15 protein-coding genes and 1 pseudogene are annotated in these 17703 nt (G+C 54.9%); 5 read left to right on the top strand and 11 right to left on the bottom strand.

Annotation, left to right across the window (positions count from 1 at the left end):
- From K6123_RS08695 to K6123_RS08680, 4 genes are read right to left on the bottom strand one after another with little or no spacing between them, the layout of a single operon-like run.
- Positions 1-639, bottom strand: a complete 639-nt coding sequence (locus K6123_RS08695; RefSeq protein WP_221796658.1) for an MSMEG_0567/Sll0786 family nitrogen starvation N-acetyltransferase — start codon at positions 637-639, stop codon at positions 1-3.
- A 38-nt stretch (positions 640-677) separates the two neighbouring features.
- Entirely contained in the window at positions 678-1874 is a 1197-nt protein-coding gene (locus K6123_RS08690) for an MSMEG_0568 family radical SAM protein (RefSeq protein WP_221796655.1), read from the bottom strand.
- Positions 1834-2865 carry a Nit6803 family nitrilase gene (locus K6123_RS08685; RefSeq protein ID WP_221796652.1) on the bottom strand — a complete coding sequence of 344 codons (1032 nt, stop codon included), beginning with the start codon at positions 2863-2865 and terminating at the stop codon, positions 1834-1836. The genes K6123_RS08690 and K6123_RS08685 overlap by 41 nt, the downstream gene beginning before the upstream one ends.
- A gap of 14 nt (positions 2866-2879) precedes the next feature.
- Positions 2880-3362 carry an MSMEG_0572/Sll0783 family nitrogen starvation response protein gene (locus K6123_RS08680; RefSeq protein WP_221796649.1) on the bottom strand — a complete coding sequence of 161 codons (483 nt, stop codon included), beginning with the start codon at positions 3360-3362 and terminating at the stop codon, positions 2880-2882.
- Between the two features lie 380 nt (positions 3363-3742).
- Here K6123_RS08680 and K6123_RS08675 point away from each other — a divergent pair, with 380 nt between their 5' ends.
- The gene (locus K6123_RS08675; protein ID WP_221796646.1) at positions 3743-5143 is read left to right on the top strand and encodes an aminotransferase-like domain-containing protein; all 1401 of its coding nucleotides are present in this window, start codon (positions 3743-3745) and stop codon (positions 5141-5143) included.
- 52 nt (positions 5144-5195) lie between these two features.
- Here the strand turns inward: K6123_RS08675 and ccoG are convergent, their stop codons facing one another.
- Positions 5196-6674, bottom strand: coding sequence for a cytochrome c oxidase accessory protein CcoG (ccoG, locus tag K6123_RS08670; RefSeq protein ID WP_221796643.1), 1479 nt, complete (start codon positions 6672-6674; stop codon positions 5196-5198).
- A 105-nt stretch (positions 6675-6779) separates the two neighbouring features.
- Between ccoG and K6123_RS08665 the strand changes: the two genes are divergently transcribed.
- The 3 genes from K6123_RS08665 to K6123_RS08655 all read left to right on the top strand — a co-directional run bounded on the left by K6123_RS08665 (position 6780) and on the right by K6123_RS08655 (position 10487).
- Positions 6780-8222, top strand: coding sequence for an aminotransferase-like domain-containing protein (locus tag K6123_RS08665; RefSeq protein WP_221796640.1), 1443 nt, complete (start codon positions 6780-6782; stop codon positions 8220-8222).
- Between the two features lie 115 nt (positions 8223-8337).
- Positions 8338-10032: a nitrite/sulfite reductase gene (locus K6123_RS08660; protein WP_221796637.1), complete on the top strand. Its 1695-nt coding sequence runs from the start codon at positions 8338-8340 to the stop codon at positions 10030-10032.
- On the top strand, positions 10032-10487 hold the full coding sequence (locus tag K6123_RS08655) for a DUF934 domain-containing protein (RefSeq protein ID WP_221796634.1): 456 nt from the start codon (positions 10032-10034) through the stop codon (positions 10485-10487). The genes K6123_RS08660 and K6123_RS08655 overlap by 1 nt, the downstream gene beginning before the upstream one ends.
- A 236-nt stretch (positions 10488-10723) precedes the next feature.
- Here the strand turns inward: K6123_RS08655 and K6123_RS08650 are convergent, their stop codons facing one another.
- The gene (locus K6123_RS08650) at positions 10724-11824 is read right to left on the bottom strand and encodes an oxidoreductase (RefSeq protein ID WP_221796631.1); all 1101 of its coding nucleotides are present in this window, start codon (positions 11822-11824) and stop codon (positions 10724-10726) included.
- A gap of 150 nt (positions 11825-11974) precedes the next feature.
- On the opposite strand from K6123_RS08650, the gene K6123_RS08645 reads away from it, so the two are divergent.
- Positions 11975-12865: a LysR family transcriptional regulator gene (locus tag K6123_RS08645; RefSeq protein ID WP_221796628.1), complete on the top strand. Its 891-nt coding sequence runs from the start codon at positions 11975-11977 to the stop codon at positions 12863-12865.
- Positions 12866-13014: 149 nt separating this feature from the next.
- Here K6123_RS08645 and cydB read toward each other — a convergent pair whose 3' ends face one another.
- The 5 genes and pseudogenes from cydB to K6123_RS08620 all read right to left on the bottom strand — a co-directional run bounded on the left by cydB (position 13015) and on the right by K6123_RS08620 (position 17481).
- Positions 13015-14019 carry a cytochrome d ubiquinol oxidase subunit II gene (gene cydB, locus K6123_RS08640; protein WP_221796625.1) on the bottom strand — a complete coding sequence of 335 codons (1005 nt, stop codon included), beginning with the start codon at positions 14017-14019 and terminating at the stop codon, positions 13015-13017.
- 1 nt (position 14020) lies between these two features.
- Positions 14021-15448, bottom strand: coding sequence for a cytochrome ubiquinol oxidase subunit I (locus K6123_RS08635; RefSeq protein ID WP_221796621.1), 1428 nt, complete (start codon positions 15446-15448; stop codon positions 14021-14023).
- 124 nt (positions 15449-15572) lie between these two features.
- Positions 15573-15737: pseudogene (locus K6123_RS08630) on the bottom strand (DinB family protein); the annotation flags it as partial.
- 11 nt (positions 15738-15748) lie between these two features.
- Complete coding sequence (locus K6123_RS08625; RefSeq protein ID WP_221796618.1) at positions 15749-16690, bottom strand: DUF1848 domain-containing protein; 942 nt, start codon at positions 16688-16690, stop codon at positions 15749-15751.
- Entirely contained in the window at positions 16687-17481 is a 795-nt protein-coding gene (locus K6123_RS08620; RefSeq protein ID WP_221796615.1) for a hypothetical protein, read from the bottom strand. Before K6123_RS08620 ends, K6123_RS08625 begins: the two co-directional genes overlap by 4 nt.
- Positions 17482-17703 lie beyond the last annotated feature (222 nt).

Raw genomic sequence — 17703 nt, 5'->3', positions numbered from 1 at the left:
TCAGACCGCCAGCGCAACCAGATCCGGCTGCTGTTCGTTTGCCGCAGACGCCAACTCGGCGGCCATTTGCGGGTCGAGCAAGCCGGGCCAAAAACCGGTGTACTGGTGCTGTTTACGAGCCTGCAGTACAAAGCCGCTGGTCGGCGTATGACATGGCGGATAGGCCGCCAGATCGGCTTCCATCACTGCGTGTTTCATACCCAGAATGTCGCGATAGCTGTGAGTGCTCCAGTTGAGGCGCTGGAACAAGGGTTCGTTCTGAATCTGTACCGTCGCCATAAAGGTTTCGCAGCCCAGCGCATGCGCACTGCTGACAGCCAGCTTGATCAGCGTTGATCCCAGCTGGCCCTGGCTGCGAAAGTCCGGATCAACCGCCAGCCGCGAGCCATACCAGAGGTTCGCTGCCGCTTCACCTTCACGATGAATACGCACGGTTCCCACGACCTGCTGATGCCAGCCGCCGTTATTGCCGAGGGCGACCAGAATCCGGGCATGGTCATCGGTAGCATCGCGGTCATCCGCATCGAACAGCCGTTGTTCTTCGCAGAACACCTTGCGACGCAAGGCATACGCCTGTTCAACTTCCCAGGGCAAGGTTGCCCACTTGATGGTGTAGTCAGAGTAATCCGGGTATTTCATGGCGACGTCCTCTTTGCAGCGCGTAGTTGGAAGCATGGTCAGTTACAGGCACCAGACAGAGTCAGCGGGCCGGTTTCCATTCGATCAATACTTGCTTCAGTGCTTGCGCCTGCTTCAAGCGCCGCCGCCTTTTCATAGCCAGACAGCGTTGAGCAGGCACCACACTTGCTGCATCCGGCCTTGCCGGTGTCAGCAGTCATGCCAGCTTCAAATAGCCGCTTGCCGAGCGGCTTGAGGATGGCTTCCATAAACTCCGGCGTTGGTGATGGATGATCTTCCAGTGGCGTACCGCGAATCGGTACGAACGGCACCACAAACGGGTACACACCAATCTCGATCAGCCGTTCGCTGACCTCCAGAATCAGCGCTTGCGAATCCCCCAGTCCAGCCAGAATGTAGGTACTGACCTGACCACGGCCAAACACTGCCACCGCCTGTTTGAAGGCTTCGATATAGTCTTCCAGCGTGTCTTCGGCCTTGCCGGGCAGAACCTCTTCCCGCAGCGCCTGACCCAGCACTTCGATGTGCATGCCGAGGCTGTCGATACCGGCGTCTTTCATCACCTGATACCAGCCTGGGTCTTTGGGTGGTTCGCACTGGCCCTGAATCGGAATATCCACCACCGCCTTGATGGCACGGGCACTGTCCGCCATGACTTTGGCACCGCGATCGGGCGTCGCCGGCGTACCTGTGGTCATGATCATCTGGGTCACGCCATCCAGCTCGACCGCCGCTTTGGCAACCTCGGCCAGCTGGGCCGGGGTTTTCTCGGCGATGGTGCGACCAGCACGCAGCGACTGACCGATTGAGCAGAACTTGCAGGCTTTCTTGCGGCTTTCGTAGCGAATGCAGGTTTGCAGCACCGTGGTCGCCAGCACATCCTTGCTGTGCAGGGTGGCGATGTGCGAATACGGCACGCCGTCAGCCGTTTGGCCGCTATAGAACCTGGGTTCACTGGCGAAGCTGACGTTCTTGAGTGGAATCAGCTGGTTATTCTGACGCTGGACGATTTGCTCGCCATTAGTCAGCGATTCCACTTCAAACGGCGACTGCCAGGCCGATTCGGTATAAATCGGCACCATCACCGTGGTGCCATCAATGGTCACCGCCTGATGGTCGGATGGCCCTGCGCCGCCCCGACGGGCGACGTGGCGCTGGTCCGGCCGGGTCAGCCGCAAGCCGCGGGTCTGTAACTCAGTGATCAAACGCTGGGGTGATTCGATAGCCTGATTCATGCTCTTCTCCTGCCACGTTGTGCTGGGTGGATTCGCTCTGCGGTACTGCAAACATGTCCTGCTTGTAGGCGGTGGGCTGATCATTGATGGCCAGCCGCAACAGTTCCGGGCGGGCGTAATGACCAACGGAATCCATCATGCGTTTGCGTTTGGTGATCAGGCGGAAGTCGAGATCGGCGATCACCATGCCTTCGCCAGACGTCAACGCAGGCGCCAGATGCTTGCCTTCCGGCGAGATAATCGCGGTGTTGCAACCATCACGCAGGGCTTTCTGCAGCTTCTCGTCCGGGGTAATGGATTCGATCTGCTCGTCAGTCAGCCAACCGGTGGCGTTGACCACAAAGCAGCCGGACTCCAGTGCATGATGGCGAATGGTGGCTTCAATCTGGTCGCCAAACACCGGCCCGACCAATGAGCCCGGGAACTGACTGCAATGGATCTGCTCGTGCTGGGTCATCAGCGCATAACGAGCCAGCGGGTTGTAATGCTCCCAGCAAGCCAGCGCGCCAACACGTCCAACCGCTGTTGCAGCGACCTTCAGACCAGCCGCATCGCCCTGACCCCAGATCATGCGTTCGTGATAGGTCGGGGTAATCTTGCGACGCTTCAGCAGCAGCTGACCGTCGGCATCAAAAATCAGCTGGGTGTTGTAGAGACTGCCGTGGTCGCGTTCGTTAACGCCCAACACCACCACCATGCTGTGTTTACGGGCACGCTCGGCCACCGCATCGGTAATCGGGCCGGGCACCACCACCGCTTCGTCGTACAGGCGCAGGTGTTCAGGTCCGCACTGCACGGCGGGCAATACAAATGAAAAATACGGATACCAGGGCACGAAGGTTTCCGGGAACACGATCAGCTCGACGCCTTTGGCGGCAGCTTCATCCATCGCGTTGAGTACATTGGCCAGCGTACCGTTGGCACTCCGGAGATCCGGAGCGATCTGAACGGCCGCGGCCCGCACTGTCTTGTGGTTATCGCTATAAGACATGGGCCGCGTATTCCTTACAGAGTCCAGGTGTCGATGATCACTGCGTTGTCACGCATGTGCAGCAGTTTCAGATCCATCACATCCAGCGGGTTGATCGGCGTGATGCCTTCGATCAACGATGGCTCGCCGTGGCCATACAGCGCCTGCAGGGCAAAACGACAGCAGTACACTTTGCCGCCTTCTGCCATGAACTTTTTCAGCTGGTTGGCGTAGTTCTGGTGGCCGGGGAAAGCCTCATCGCCCAGGGTCGGGAAGCCGCGCTGGATACCCAGAGTCACACCCGGGCCGTACAGCAAAATGGAGGTTTCATAGCCTTTACGTTGCAGACGAGTGGCTTGCAGCATGTTCACCAGACCGATGGAGCCTTCGAAGGCAACGGTGTGGAAAGTCACCAGGGCTTTTTCGCCGTCACGAGCCTTAACGTCTTCAAATACCTTCTCTTCGTAATCAACGAAGAAATCACCCGCTTTGTGTTTTGGCTGAGTCACTTGTGGCATGTTTCTGCTCCTTTCGATTGTTAGAGAGACCGCAAGCTGTTGTTTTTCATGCGATCAATTTGTGCGATCAAGTAAGAGCAATCAAAGGGCCAATATTGATTCAAGTGATTGCAATCAAGTTGCAATCAAGCAGTCATACGAAGTTCTTAAACGCCACAAAAAAATTTTAAAAAGGTTAAAAAGCAATCAATAACCGATCAATTCAATCAGGTATTTTGCCCCCAGATTGTGCCTTTTTATAACCATGCGCCCAGTAAAAATGCCACCTACATGCCAATATACTTATTTATTTCTTTACTTCAGCTGGCAGTCACAATCAATCAGTGCAATCATTACCGAATTGATCGCATTAATTGATTTGTAAACAATTCTGGAAGGCTATGAAAAATACCGAGCTGGCGCGTTGGGCACGGCGTCTGAAAAACAGTCAGGGGATCCCTGCCTATCGCCTGATTGCCGATCTGATTGGTGAAGATGTCGACAGCGGCCGCCTGCAAGCCCGTGATCGGCTGCCGACGCTGCGGGATCTCGCGACCGCCACCGGTATCAACTACACCACCGCCGCGCGGGCCTATCAGGAAGCCAAAACCCGCGGCCTGATCGACTCTCACCCGGGTTCCGGCACCTTTGTAAAAGGCAAAACCGCCACCGTGCGCCCCAGCCTCGGCAGTTACGAAATGACCATGAACCTGTTGGTCGAGCCAGCGATTCCGACTCTGGTCGAACAGATTCGTGACAGTGCCATCGGGGTGCTGGCACAGCGCGACCTCTACGCCATGCTGCGCTATCAGGCGTTCGGTGGTACTCGTGAAAACAAGGAAGCGGCGCTGATCTGGCTCGACCAGCGGCTGCCCAATCCGCAGCTGGAACAACTGCTGATCTGTCCGGGTATTCACTCGGCACTGGTAGGGCTGATGAGCACATTGATTGAAAAGCATCAGGTGCTGTGTGTCGAAAGCCTCGCCTATCCTGGCATCAAGGCCATTGCCGCCCAGCTGGGGATTCAGCTGCATTCACTGGAGCGAGATAACGACGGCCCGCTCGTACGGCCGTTCGAGGAATTCTGCAAACTCGGTGCTGTCGGTGCCATCTATCTGAATCCAACCATCCAGAACCCGACCACCACCACCATGAGCAAAAGCCGTCGCGAAGCCATCGCCGACGTTTGCCTGCGCTACAGCATTCCGATTATTGAAGACGAGGCCTACACCATGCTGGCGGAAGAAGCTCCCGTCAGCTTCGTTGAACTGGCACCGGAACTGAGCTGGTACATTACCGGCACCTCCAAATGCTTTGGTCCCGGCGTACGCTCGGCCTTTCTCTACACCCCGGGCAAACGCCACCAGCAACGGGTTGCCGCAGCAATGCGCGCACTGCACGTGATGTCCAGCCCACTGACCGATGCTCTGGTAAGCCAGTGGATTCTGGATGGCACCGCCGATCAGATGGTGAAATGCATCCGCCGTGAATCCATCGCCCGCTTGCGTATCGCCGAAGAACAACTCGGCAGCCGCAATATTCGCTCGGCCGAAGGAGCCTTTCATTTGTGGCTGCAGATCCCCAAAAGCTCCGACTGGAACCCGTCGGAACTCGCCGTGCAACTACGCCAGCTGGGCGTCAGCGCGGTCTCCAGTGCCGCCTTCTCCACCGACAACAACCCACCCAACGCCGTCCGCCTGTGCTTCGGCGGGCCGATCAGCCGGGACCAATGGCAGGAAAACCTGCATCAGGTAGCCGATTTGATTGAGCAGCCGAGTTATTTGAGCACCGGGATGCATTGAATAGGCAGTAGTCGGATAAGCCTGCGCCATCCGACAAGCCCGGCAACCGCCCTCATCTGGGCACGATAAATTTGGCTTCGCGCTGCTGCTGAATGCCATCCATATTGAAGTTAAACACCAGCATATCCGGGCGGGCTTGTTCGGAGCTGGAACATACCCGGAAATTTTGCCAATGGCCCTGGTTCTGGTGGAGGTCGAGCTGTTCCGGCCCCATCAGTTCAAAGGCTGCCCCGCTCTGGCTGCTGACGCTGATGTTTACCAGTTGGGAGCCCGCCACAAAGCTTTCGAGTTTGATTTCAAAGTCGTTGCACCAGCGGTCGTCCGGCCGTTGCACATACAGTTGGCCACGGCTGCGGTGGACTTCCGCCAGCAGTTCGGTTGACTGCAAGAAGCCCCACAGTACAGCACCGACACACACGGCCATCACAGCACCGTAACTGAGCAATTTCGGCCGAATAAAGGGGCTGCTTTTGCCCAGCAGCTGGTTTTCCGAGGCGAAGCGGATCAGGCCGGTGGCTTTGCCGAGTTTTTTCATCACACCATCGCAGGCGTCGATGCACGCTCCGCAGTCGATACACGGCAGTTGCAGGCCGTTGCGAATATCAATGCCGACCGGGCACACCTGCACGCACAGCGAGCAATCCACGCAATCCCCCTGCGCTTTCGCATCGCCCTTCTCGCCCGAGCTGCCACAACCACTCTGTTGCGCCCGGGCTTGATGGCGGCTACGTGGCTCACCACGGGCAATGTCGTAGCTGACGGTACGGGTGTCAGCATCAAACATCACACTCTGGAAACGGGCGTAAGGACAGGCATGGGTACAAATTTTTTCCCGCACCAAACCAGCATTGGCGTAGGTCAGCAAGCCCATGATGATGGTCCAGGCCCAGGCCAGCGAGAGGAAATCAAAGCTGGCCATGTCGACCAACAGCTCAGGCATCGGCATAAAATAACCGGCGAAGGTGACAGCGGTTACCAGTCCAACCGCCAGCCAGGCCAGATGTTTGAATCCACGCCGCAGCCATTGCACAGCCGTCAGACCCTGCTCATCCATCTTTTTCAGCTTGCGCGCATCCCCCTCTACCAACTGTTCGATACGGATAAACAGCCAGGTCCAGACACTTTGCGGGCAGGCGAAACCACACCACACACGGCCGTAGGCGACTGCCGCAAAAAACAGCAGCGCTGCTCCGGCGATCAATAGCCCGGCCAGCAATGGCAGGTCGTACCAGCTGAGCGTCAGGCCAAACAGGAAAATGCGGCGCTCTGCAAAAGAAAACAGTACCGCAGGATGATCACCCCACGGAATCCACACCGTCGCGAAGAACAGCAATAGCAGCGGCACACTCACCAGCCGTCGCAGATTCTGATACAAGCCACTGACCAGCCGCACATAGAACTTGCCATTCACCTGGTAGTTCTTCTTCGGCGGCAGCATGCTGCTGAGGGTTTCGCTGGTCAGTGCTTCGGAAAGCCTTGCTGGAGTGTCTTCATTCACCAGCGGAATTCGTGCCGTGCGGGTATTTTCCATCGTCAGGGCCTCTCATCGAATAATCATTGCCCCCAGACTAGAGATTTGACAGCAATCGCATCAGGCCTAAAAATTTTAAAAATAATAGGTACAGATGGAAAACCCATGTCAGCACCATCCCGCAGTTATCGCTATCAGGATCTCGAACAAAAATTATTACAAGGCATCCAGCAGCAACGCTGGCGGTTGGGTGAACGGCTGCCTTCCATCCGTAGTTTGTGTGAAGAATTTGCCGCCTCCAAAGCCACCGTCCAGCACGCCCTGCAACGGCTCGAAGCCCAGGGCTTGCTGGAAGCTCGCCCCAAGTCCGGTTTTTACGTCACTCTTAAACCTCACACCATCAGAACACCCACCACCAGTGCGCGCCTGGAGCCACCACGGCCGGTTAACGTCAGTGAACTGCTGTTAGATATCATGCGCCGCAGCGCCGCCTTTGATATTTTGCCAGGCCGCCCATCCGGCGACCTGCCGCCTGGCATTGTGGCTCTTAACCGTTCGATTGGCCGGGCCTTGCGACGCCAGCGCGGTGATGATTATCTGTATTACGATGACCCGGCCGGTCTGCTTGCCTTGCGCAGCCAGCTGCAACTGATGTTAGGTCGGCGTGGCTGCGCGCTGGAGCTGGATCAGATCGCCATTACTTGCGGCTGCCAGAATGCCTTGTTTCTGGCGCTGTCAGCCTGTTGTCAGCCCGGTGATGTGGTGGCGGTAGAATCACCCGGCTTTTACGGCGTGATGCAGCTGCTGCAACAACTGCAGTTGCAGGTGATTGAAATTCCCGCCCATGCCGACAGCGGCATGGACATCGACGCCCTGGAATCCGCCCTGCAGCAATGGCCAATCAAGGCCTGTGTGGTGTCACCGGCATTCGCCACACCGACTGGTGCACTGATGCCAGTGCCACAACGTCAGCAGCTATTGCAACTGGCCGACCAGCACGATCTGGCGATTGTTGAAGACGACATCTATGCCGACACCGCCTTCAACCAGATTCCCGACCCGCTAAAAGCGCTGGATGCAGGCCCAAACGGCCGGGTGATCCTGTGCAGTTCCTTGTCGAAATCACTGTCGCGTGACCTGCGTATCGGCTGGGTCTGCGGCGGCCGCTGGCATCGCCAGATCCTTCAGCTGAAAATGATCACCCAGCTGGCTTCCAGCCGCTCACTGCAACAAGGCATCGCCGACTTTATCGCCGAAGGCCACTACAGCGCCCATCTCAAACGGCAGAAATATCAACTGCGCTATCAACGCGACCAGCTATTGGCCTACCTGCGTGGCTGGCAAACCAGTCACAAAATCAGTGTGCCGGAAGGCGGCCTCGCGCTGTGGCTGGAGTTTGGCACTAAAACCGGACTGCAACAGCCAGCAGATACCGACGCTCTGGCGCTCTATCCCAAAGCCTTACAGCAAAAAATTGTGATTACCCCGGGGCCGCTGTTTTCAGCTTCCGGCCAGTTTGGTCACTGTATCCGCCTCAGCTTTGCCCATGACTGGAACCCGCAACGTCTGCAGGCACTGACGACCTTGCGGGGGTTGATGGAAACCTGAATCTGTCCCCATTTATTTTTATTTTTTTGAGCCTGATCCTAAATCACATCAAACCGTAGCCTGTAACAACCCCAATCCAACCCCCAATACAACCCAATGACTCAGGCTGGTGTTTGTGTACCAATACAACGACTACGACGATGCTCTGGTGCTGTCCAGAGTGGAAGAATTCCGCGATCAGGTTGCCCGCTATCAGGGCGGCGAACTGAGCGATGATGAATTCCTGCCGCTGCGACTGCAGAACGGCCTTTACATGCAGCGCCATGCCTGGATGCTGCGTGTTGCTATCCCCTACGGCACTCTGTCGGCAGATCAGCTGCGCTTGTTAGGTAATATTGCCGACCGCTACGACCGTGGTTATGGCCACTTCACCACCCGCCAGAATCTGCAGTTCAACTGGATTGAACTGAGTGATGTGCCCGACATTCTGGAAGCTCTGGCCGGTGAGCATATGCATGCCATCCAGACCTCCGGTAACTGCGTGCGCAATATCACCACCGAAGCCTTTGCCGGTGTCGCTCATGATGAAATCATGGACCCGCGCCCGTTCGCCGAACTGTTGCGCCAGTGGGCCACCATCAACCCGGAATTCCTTTTCCTGCCACGCAAGTTCAAGATTGCCGTGTCATCCGCCGATGAAGATCGCGCTGTTATTCGTGCCCACGACATAGGCCTGTATCTGTACCAGCACAAGGGTGCCGCGTATTTCCGCATCATGGTTGGTGGCGGGCTTGGGCGCACGCCCATCCTCAATCAGATGCTGTTCGAACAGGTTCATTGGCAGGACTTGCTGGGCTGCCTTGAAGCAACCTTACGGGTGTACAACCGCTTTGGCCGTCGCGACAACAAGTACAAGGCTCGCATCAAGATTCTGGTGAAGTCGCTTGGCATTGATGCGTTCCGCGACGAAGTCGAACAAGAGTGGCAGAAAATCCGCAACAGCAACTCGGCTCCCGTGGTCAGCGAGCAGCAACTGGCTCGTATCAGCGCCGGTTTTGAGCGGCAATATCCAGTGGTCAGTGCCGAACTGGATCTTGAATACGGTGCCTGGCTGGCCCGAGACCAGGACTTCGCGCAGTGGATTCAGCAAAACACCCGGCCGCAGAAACAGGCGGGTTATGTCGCCGTGGTTGCATCCACCAAAAGAGGCCCTGCCAGCTATGAAACCTGCGCTCCCGGCGACCTCAGCAGCGACCAGATGCGCGAACTGGCCGCTCTGGCCGACCGCTACAGCTGCGGTGAAATCCGCGTCACCCATGAGCAAAACCTGGTGCTGACCGACGTTGCCCGCTGCGATCTCTACCCGCTCTGGAAAGCCTTTCAGCGCATTGGCCTGGCGACGCCAAACATTGGTCTGCTAACAGATGTTATATCCTGCCCCGGCGGTGATTTCTGCGCCCTCGCCAATACCAAAACCCTGCCGGTCGAACGCCAGATACAACGCCAGTTCGACCAGCTCGACTACCTCCACGAGCTCGGCGAACTGAGCCTTAACATTTCTGGCTGCATGAACGCCTGTGGCCATCACCATGTTGGCAATATCGGCATTCTGGGCGTTACCAAAAACGATGAGGAATGGTTTCAGGTGACCATTGGCGGTCAGCAAGGCAAAGCAGCCCGAATCGGCAAAATCATTGGCCCGGCCTTTCGCGCGGAGGAAATTCCGACCGTACTGCAGCGCCTGACCGACCATTACCTCAGCGCCCGTGAAGGCGATGAAAACTTCGCCGACTGCATCGCCCGGCTGGGCGTCGAACCGTTCAAACAGGCGGTCTACCAGACCAACGAAAAATCGGAGGAAAGCTGCTGATGAGCCAACTGATCGCCATTCGTAACGGCGTTGCCGAACAAGTGTTTGATGACCCTTGGTATGTCCCGGCCAGCAATCAACAAACCCAGGTGCTGAAGGTTGAGGATTACCGCCAATGGCTGGCTGAACAAGCCGGCACAAGCAGCAGTCTGGTCCCGGCGCTGCAGCTGAGCGCCGCCGACGAACCGGAAGAACTCGTCGAGCTGCTGCAACAAGCTCCAATGGTGGCACTCAACTTCGAGAAATTTACCGACGGCCGGGCCTACTCACAAGCAGCCGTATTACGCCGCAACCTGGGTTATCAAGGGGATATTCGAGCGGTCGGCGACGTCCTCCGCGACCAGCTGGTGCTGATGCAGCAATGCGGCTTCAGCTCGTTCCTGATCCGTGCAGATAAAAATGCCGAACAGGCGTTACAGGGGCTGCAACGGTTCCGTTATGGATTTGCCCGTTAAGGGCAAATGGTCGACAGGATCTTTTGGGCAGGGCTATACCACCTGAAATCCGAAAGGGCAGTCCTTACCTGCCGACTGTTTCCCGCCCCGGCAGACTCATGTCAGGGCGGGCTTTTTGGTGCATATCTAACAGAAGATAGCCTGAGCAGAGGAAGCAGCCTGGGCCAAGGTCCCAGTCTTATCCGTGGCTTTGAAATCCGTTCCCGCAATTCCAGGAGCTCAAGACCCCGGCAGCGCTATTCGATGGTCGCCGGGAAATTGATACGGATATTATCAATCATCACCTGCGGTACGGTACGCTCCAACGAATCCGTTGCTTTCATCGTGGAACGAACCGGTAACCCTTGCTGTACCAGACTCAACCAACGCGGCTCGGTAACCAGAGCGCGACCAACCGCCACCAGGTCATATCCCAGCTCAAATGCATGGTTTAAGTCATCACCGCTTTTCACCATGCCCACGCCAATCACTGGCAAACGCCCCTCGACAATCTTCAGAATGCGATGTGCTACCGGCTCGGTTTGCTGCGGATTACGACGTGAGGATTGGTCAAATTGCTGCAACGACAGATGCAGGTAACTGATGTTTCGTTGCGCCAACTGCTCCACAAACACATCGGCATCTTCCAGCGTCAGGCCCGGTTCCATTTGCGGTACTTCTTCTGGCGTTAAACGGTAACCAATCACAAAGTCTTCCCGGCCGGATTGCTTCACGACGTCTATCACCGCATCCACCACTGCCAGCGGAAAACGCATACGGTTTTCCAGTGAGCCACCCCATTGGTCATCACGCTGATTGGTTGCTGGCGACAAAAACTGTTGCAACAAATAGCCATTGGCGCCGTGCAGTTCAATACCGTCAAAGCCTGCCTCCATGGCCCGCCGAGAGGCCCTGGCAAACTCGTCAATCAGCGTCTGTATCTCACCTTCGGTCAACGCGCGCGGGTTGGTGTGATAGGCAAAGGTTTCCGGAATCGCCGAGGCACCGACAATATCCTCGTTCAGCTCGGTACTGGTAGAACGCCCGGCATGAAATAACTGCAGAATTGCCCTGGCACCACCAGACTTCAGAGTGATGGCCAGCTCCTTAAGCTGTGGCAGGCAGTGGTCGTCACCAGCGTAAAACTGGCCACTGAAACCGCGGCCATTTTCCACTACATGAGCCGTAGCACTGATAACCATCCCCACGTCTTTCACCCGTTCACGGTAATAAGCCAACTCGGTGGCAGTCAGCTGGCCATCACTGGACCCAGCCCAGGTGGTCATCGGCGCCATTACCACAGCGTTTTTCAGCACAACACCGTCTTGTAGTTGAAATGCTTCATACGGCTTTTTCATTATTTCCCCTCAATCATCAGGCGCGGTCGAATGACCAGTGTGCAAAGAATGAAGCCATGCTAGCGCAAGGGGCTGACGACAAATATGCTACAGTCAGGAATCAAAAATTCCTGTTTTGGAATAATTAGCACATCGAAAGAGATCTCCAGCATGAGCGCCAGCATCGAGAAATTGAAAATATTTTGCGTATGCGCTGAAAGCACCTCGTTTCGCGAAGCCGCCATCAAGCTGAATACCTCGCCGCAATCCGTTACCCGAGCCATCCGCGATCTGGAAACCTCCTTCTCTGAAATCCTGTTTGTACGCAGCACCCGCAATATCAGAATTACCCAATTCGGTGAGCATATTTACCAAAAGGCAAAACCGGCCATCAGCGAAATATCCAGCCTGCTGGAAGGTGTCAGCGACCAGGACATTCCGATTCGTATTGCCGCGCCCTCACTGATTTGCAGCCACTTCATCATGCCAATGCTGCCCAGGCTGCATCAGCAAGACAGCCGCCTGCGATTTGAATTCCAGCTCAGCGACACTGTCAGCGACGTGGTGGACGACCGTATCGACATCGGTATCCGGCTCGGCCCACAAATTCGTGATGGCCGCTTTATCGCCCGCTCCATCGGCAAACTGAGGTTCTCGATTGTGGCAACCCCGGCATTGATTGAACGCTGCGGTAAACCCGAACATTTGATCGAACTCGACCAATTCCCCATCGTCGCCCTGCAAGACACCCACAGCGCCAGGCTGTGGCCATGGCGCTTTGCCCACAACCATTCCTACACTCCGGCGTCGCCGCTGGTGGTATGCAACGACGCTGAAGCCGAATTACAGGCGGTACTGAATGGTATGGGATTTGGCCGCATCCCCAGCTGCCTGGCCGACCCATTGATTGCCGACGGCAAACTGGTCGCGGTGCTGGAAGACTTCGCAGCAGATAGACCCTGGGACGTATTTATCTACCGCCCTCAACGGGGGCCGGTCTCCAGACGGGTCCGGCTGGTGTACGACTTTATGATAGAAGAGTTGCGGATGAGATGGAGCTAGCGATTAGCACATCGGAAAGCTCAATGACCTTGAATGGTTCAGTGCTTTGAGAGGGTTACAAATCCATTTCCACAAACCATTCCCTCAGATACAGCGCCGGAGCTGGTCCGGCGCTGTGTGCGTATAAATTAGCTAACGACTGACAGGATTCAGTGATAGCCATCCTCCATATTCACCTTGCCGCGGAACACATAATACGACCAGGCGCTGTACATCAGGATCACCGGGATAATCAGCAAAGCGCCGACCAGGGCAAAGCCCTGACTGGAAGCCGGTGCAGCGGCATCCCAGATACTGACGAATGGAGGTATCACGTTGGGCCACAGACTGATGCCTAACCCGGCGTAACCCAGCGCCATGATCAATAGCGAGTACATAAACGGCGCCGATTCACCCTGCTTTACTGAACGCAGTAGCTGGATCGCTGCCAGCAGCGTCAGCACAGGCATGGGGAGTAGCCAACAGATATTCGGGAAGGAAAACCAGCGCTCGGCAATGGCCGGATGTTCCAGCGGGGTCCAGATGGAAATGCCAGCAATAAACACCAACAACCCCCACACCAGTTTGGCGCTGATAGCGCGCATCCGGGTTTGTAGCCGATGTTCGGTTTTCATAATCAGCCAGGTACTGCCTAACAGGGCATAGGCGGCGATCAACGCCAGCCCACAGAAGACCGAAAATGGGCTCAACCAGTCCAATGCACCACCAGCGTATTGGCCATTTACCACGTCGAGGCCAGCGACATAACCGCCCAGAATCAGGCCCTGACAAAAGGTCGCAAGGATTGAACCGGCAAAGAACGACAGATCCCATAAATGACGGCTGCGAGGGCTGGCCTTGCCACGGGCTTCAAACGCCACGCCACGAAAAATCAGCCCTACCAGCATCAGCACAATGGGAATATACAAAGCGCTCAGAATCACCGAATAGGCCATAGGAAAAGCCGCCAACAAGCCTGCACCACCGAGTACCAGCCAGGTTTCGTTGCCATCCCAGATAGGGGCAACACTGGCCATCATACGGTGTTTGTCGTGGTCCGATTTTACCAGCGGAAAGAGGATGCCAACGCCCAGATCAAAGCCGTCAGCCATCACATACAGCATCACCCCAACCAGAATGATGACTGCCCACAGCAGCGAGGTATCAATGCCCATGTTATTTGCCTCCACGTGGCTGGTCGGGAATATCCCGGATGCTCGATAACGAGAAGTGACTGGCCAATTGCAGAGGGTTTTCTTCCGCACTGACGGCAAGATCATCCGGGCCAGCTGCAATCAGCCGCAACAGGTAACGGATACCCACGCCAAAGATGGCGAAGTACACCACTACAAACAGCAGCAGAGTGAAGCTGAGCACCGGTACACTGTGGTTGCTGGCGGCCTGGTCAGTACGCAGCAGGCCGTACACCACCCATGGCTGACGGCCCAGCTCGGTAGTGAACCAGCCAGCCAGCAGGGCAATCAATCCGCTTGGCCCCATCAGCAGGACAAATGTCAGCAATGCTTTTTGTTTGAACAGACTGCCGCGCCACCAGCTCCAGACGCCCCACACACCCAGTAACAGCATCAACAAACCAAGTCCCACCATGACCCGGAATGACCAGAACACCGCTGCCGCATTCGGACGCTCGTTAGCCGGAAATTCTGACAATCCCTTGAAGGTGCCATCAACGCTGTGGGTCAGAATCAGACTGGCTGCGTGGGGAATTTCCAACGCGAAGCGGGTGGTTTCGGTGTCGTTGTCGGGCCAGCCAAACAGAATCAGTGGCACACCCTCTCCCGCCTCGCCATTGCGCCAGTGACCTTCCATTGCGGCGATTTTGGCAGGCTGATGTTCCAGCGTATTGAGGCCGTGCGCATCACCGGCGATGATTTGCAGCGGTGTGGTAACGACCAGCATCAACAACGCCATGGTCATCATCTTGCGAATGGCCGGGCTGTTGTTGCCACGCAGCAGATGCCAGGCAGCGCTGGCGGCAACCATCAGCGCCGTGCTCAAAAAGGCAGCCAACACCATGTGGACCAGCCGGTACGGGAAAGACGGATTAAAGATAATCCTGAACCAGCTTTGCGGCTCAACAACCAGCCCATGAGCACCCTGTACCAGGCTGTACCCGGCGGGTGTGTGCATCCAGCTATTGGAAGCAATGATCCAGGTAGCGGAAATCAGCGTGCCAATGGCCACCATTACCGTAGCGAAGAAGTGCAAGCGGTTGCCGACCCTGTCCCAGCCAAACAGCATCACCCCCAGAAAACCGGCTTCCAGAAAGAAAGCGGTCAGTACTTCGTAGGCCAGCAAGGGGCCGGTAATACTCCCCGCAAAGGTCGAAAACCCGGCCCAGTTAGTACCGAACTCGTACGCCAGCACCAACCCGGCCACCACCCCCATCCCAAAGTTAAGAGCAAAAATACGCGACCAGAAAACATAGAGGGTTTTGTACACAGGTTGCCCGGTGCGCAACCAGAGAAATTCCAGCACTGCCAGAAAACTTGCCAGGCCGATGGTGATGGCCGGGAAAATAATATGAAAGGAGACCGTGAACGCGAATTGAAGCCGCGCCAACATCAAAGCCGTTTCGTCCATTCTGAGTACCTCCGCAACAGACATAAACCCGAATTCGGGAATGTCAGGTTAGGAGGACGAGCGCATTAATGTCAGGGGTAAAAAAATCAGAATGAATGGGTACAGATGTAAAAACCGGCGACTACTACGTCGCTGATGAACTGCCAGGAATATCCACAAGAAAGTCCGTCACGCCAATATCTTTGCCGTGCTGGCTTAGCAAGGTGCTGACCTGACCACGGTGATGGGTCTGGTGGTTGAAGAAGTGGGCAACCAGCTCACCGAAGTTCTTGTTGAACTTATGGCCTTTGGTATTTTGCCTCAGAACAAGGAGCCTTGAGGTTCGTCGCTGTTTAACAGCGCCGGATCAACACCCTCGATTCCGCCAAGCAAGAAAGGACTCGATGGGTCGTGTTTCTGCTGATTCTTGATTACCGTATCGTGATTGAAAGTTGCATAGCAGTAAGAACAGCCATGTAAACATGTGTTATAAACACCAATATCGATACTTTTTATGCAACCACATTCTTCGCGCTGACCACTATCTTTTTTCCCATCAAGACTTAGGCCGAAAACATCTTTAATCAATGTATCATCAATGCACTTACCATGAGGCACCCCAGCACTAGCGACATCGACGGCTTCTGCACAACTTTTTATTTCCATGCCATTCGCAACAGCTACCTTCGCCATGTAAGTCGATAGATCCAGTAGCTGCTCATGTTGTTGAGTGATATCCGAGCAAATCAGACGATCAACCTGTTTCAGGTTCTTTTCGGTTTTCTTATAAAAGTCGGCGAAACTTATCACCACTCGACTAGTTTTTCCTGCCAACGCACTAGCAATTTTACTGAACAAGCGTTTATGTTCACCCAGAGGTAACAGATTAGACAGCAATATCGGGTCATAGCGCCACACTACCCTGTCTGGGCCAATTTGTTGGCTAAGGTGGATGAAGGTTTCGATCGCACGGTGGGGATTAGGTACCGACTTTTCGACCGTGCGTGGATAACCTGTAATGGTGTATTGGAAGTAGTAGCGATAACCCTGGGCATCCATCTCTGGCAAAAAAGGCATAAGTTTGGACGGATTTCTGGTCCAGAACACTAGTACCTCAACATCCTCTGGCTTTAACGAGACTCGCTTAATCTGATGAGCGTTAAATGGGTTACGAGTAAGTAAGAAACCTTCGCGCATGCGATTGACAAACCAGTCGGAGTAAAAAGCCGGAATATCTGTGCGGCGGCTAGCGCTGATAATCATTCCTTGACTCCAATAAAAATGCTTGAGTTCATATTGAATTTCGGGCCTACAACATCGGCAATATCATTTGGGTAACGATACCCAGCCCAAGCAGATAAAGAATATTCCTCGTAGCTCACCTCAATTCGATCAAACATAGATCGAATATCTTGTTCTACAACGTCCTCAGGGCGGTCATTGATCATGAGTACTCCTCCATCAACAAGCAAGGAATCCACCTCATCAGCCAAGTTCAAACATGCCTCCGAGCTCAACTCAGAAGTTAGGTAAGAAAGTGTTGCCATGTCAAAGTTACCATCAGAGCTCAAATCAATGCCGTCGTTCACATCCAAATGCACTGTCCGATAACTAGCCCAAGGAAAGAAACGTTCCATTACATCGTCGAATACTTCGTCCCATTGATCCTCGATATCCAGTCGCACTACATCAACAGACAAGTCAACCTGTCGACTTCGTGCTTCATCCTCCAGGTATTCCAGAACACCACAAATGTCTGACCCCGGTCCACCTCCGACAGATAATATGTTTACGTGTCCATCTTCAAACCAGTTATCAATCACATCACTAGGAATGTTTTTTGCTCCACGATAATTCTCCGCGCAATGAACAGGAAAATATCGCAGTACATAGAGTTTTCGTTTTTCCTCACAGTCATAACTTATTTCATTTCCACCAAAAAACTGGCTTTGAAAACAGTCCAAACAGCTGTTGCTTCTGGGTGTTCGGCATTCACAATCTGAAAATGCTCCTGGATTTAAATTGTCGTAATAATCAGTGATCAAATCATTCATTAATCAATCCTTCGAAGATAAAGATCAAACCAGTAGGGAAGCAGTTGCAAAGATAGCGGTAACTTCCATGCTCACATAGGACACATAACAGCATTAGTGCGCATGCGCACTTTCTGGGTGAACCAGTTTCTGGAAAGGTGCTGTAACCAGCTGAAATATAGGATGTAAATTCCATTTCCAGATCAATCCATTCTGAGAAAGCGCGTCCGGCCGGGCAGGCTG

Origin of the sequence: Oceanobacter mangrovi (assembly GCF_019740315.1) — a bacterium.
Lineage (GTDB): Bacteria > Pseudomonadota > Gammaproteobacteria > Pseudomonadales > Oceanobacteraceae > Oceanobacter > Oceanobacter mangrovi.
Note: the sequence above shows the minus strand (reverse complement) of the source record. Positions and strands in the feature narration are given on the sequence as shown.

Coding starts and splice junctions, on each gene's coding strand:
- K6123_RS08680 (WP_221796649.1), bottom strand. CDS start 3,362: ATGCCACAAGTGACTCAGCCAAAACACAAAGCGGGTGATTTCTTCGTT.
- K6123_RS08620 (WP_221796615.1), bottom strand. CDS start 17,481: ATGAATGATTTGATCACTGATTATTACGACAATTTAAATCCAGGAGCA.
- K6123_RS08635 (WP_221796621.1), bottom strand. CDS start 15,448: ATGGACGAAACGGCTTTGATGTTGGCGCGGCTTCAATTCGCGTTCACG.
- K6123_RS08645 (WP_221796628.1), top strand. CDS start 11,975: ATGAGCGCCAGCATCGAGAAATTGAAAATATTTTGCGTATGCGCTGAA.
- K6123_RS08695 (WP_221796658.1), bottom strand. CDS start 639: ATGAAATACCCGGATTACTCTGACTACACCATCAAGTGGGCAACCTTG.
- K6123_RS08690 (WP_221796655.1), bottom strand. CDS start 1,874: ATGAATCAGGCTATCGAATCACCCCAGCGTTTGATCACTGAGTTACAG.
- K6123_RS08685 (WP_221796652.1), bottom strand. CDS start 2,865: ATGTCTTATAGCGATAACCACAAGACAGTGCGGGCCGCGGCCGTTCAG.
- K6123_RS08675 (WP_221796646.1), top strand. CDS start 3,743: ATGAAAAATACCGAGCTGGCGCGTTGGGCACGGCGTCTGAAAAACAGT.
- K6123_RS08625 (WP_221796618.1), bottom strand. CDS start 16,690: ATGATTATCAGCGCTAGCCGCCGCACAGATATTCCGGCTTTTTACTCC.
- ccoG (WP_221796643.1), bottom strand. CDS start 6,674: ATGGAAAATACCCGCACGGCACGAATTCCGCTGGTGAATGAAGACACT.
- cydB (WP_221796625.1), bottom strand. CDS start 14,019: ATGGGCATTGATACCTCGCTGCTGTGGGCAGTCATCATTCTGGTTGGG.
- K6123_RS08665 (WP_221796640.1), top strand. CDS start 6,780: ATGTCAGCACCATCCCGCAGTTATCGCTATCAGGATCTCGAACAAAAA.
- K6123_RS08650 (WP_221796631.1), bottom strand. CDS start 11,824: ATGAAAAAGCCGTATGAAGCATTTCAACTACAAGACGGTGTTGTGCTG.
- K6123_RS08655 (WP_221796634.1), top strand. CDS start 10,032: ATGAGCCAACTGATCGCCATTCGTAACGGCGTTGCCGAACAAGTGTTT.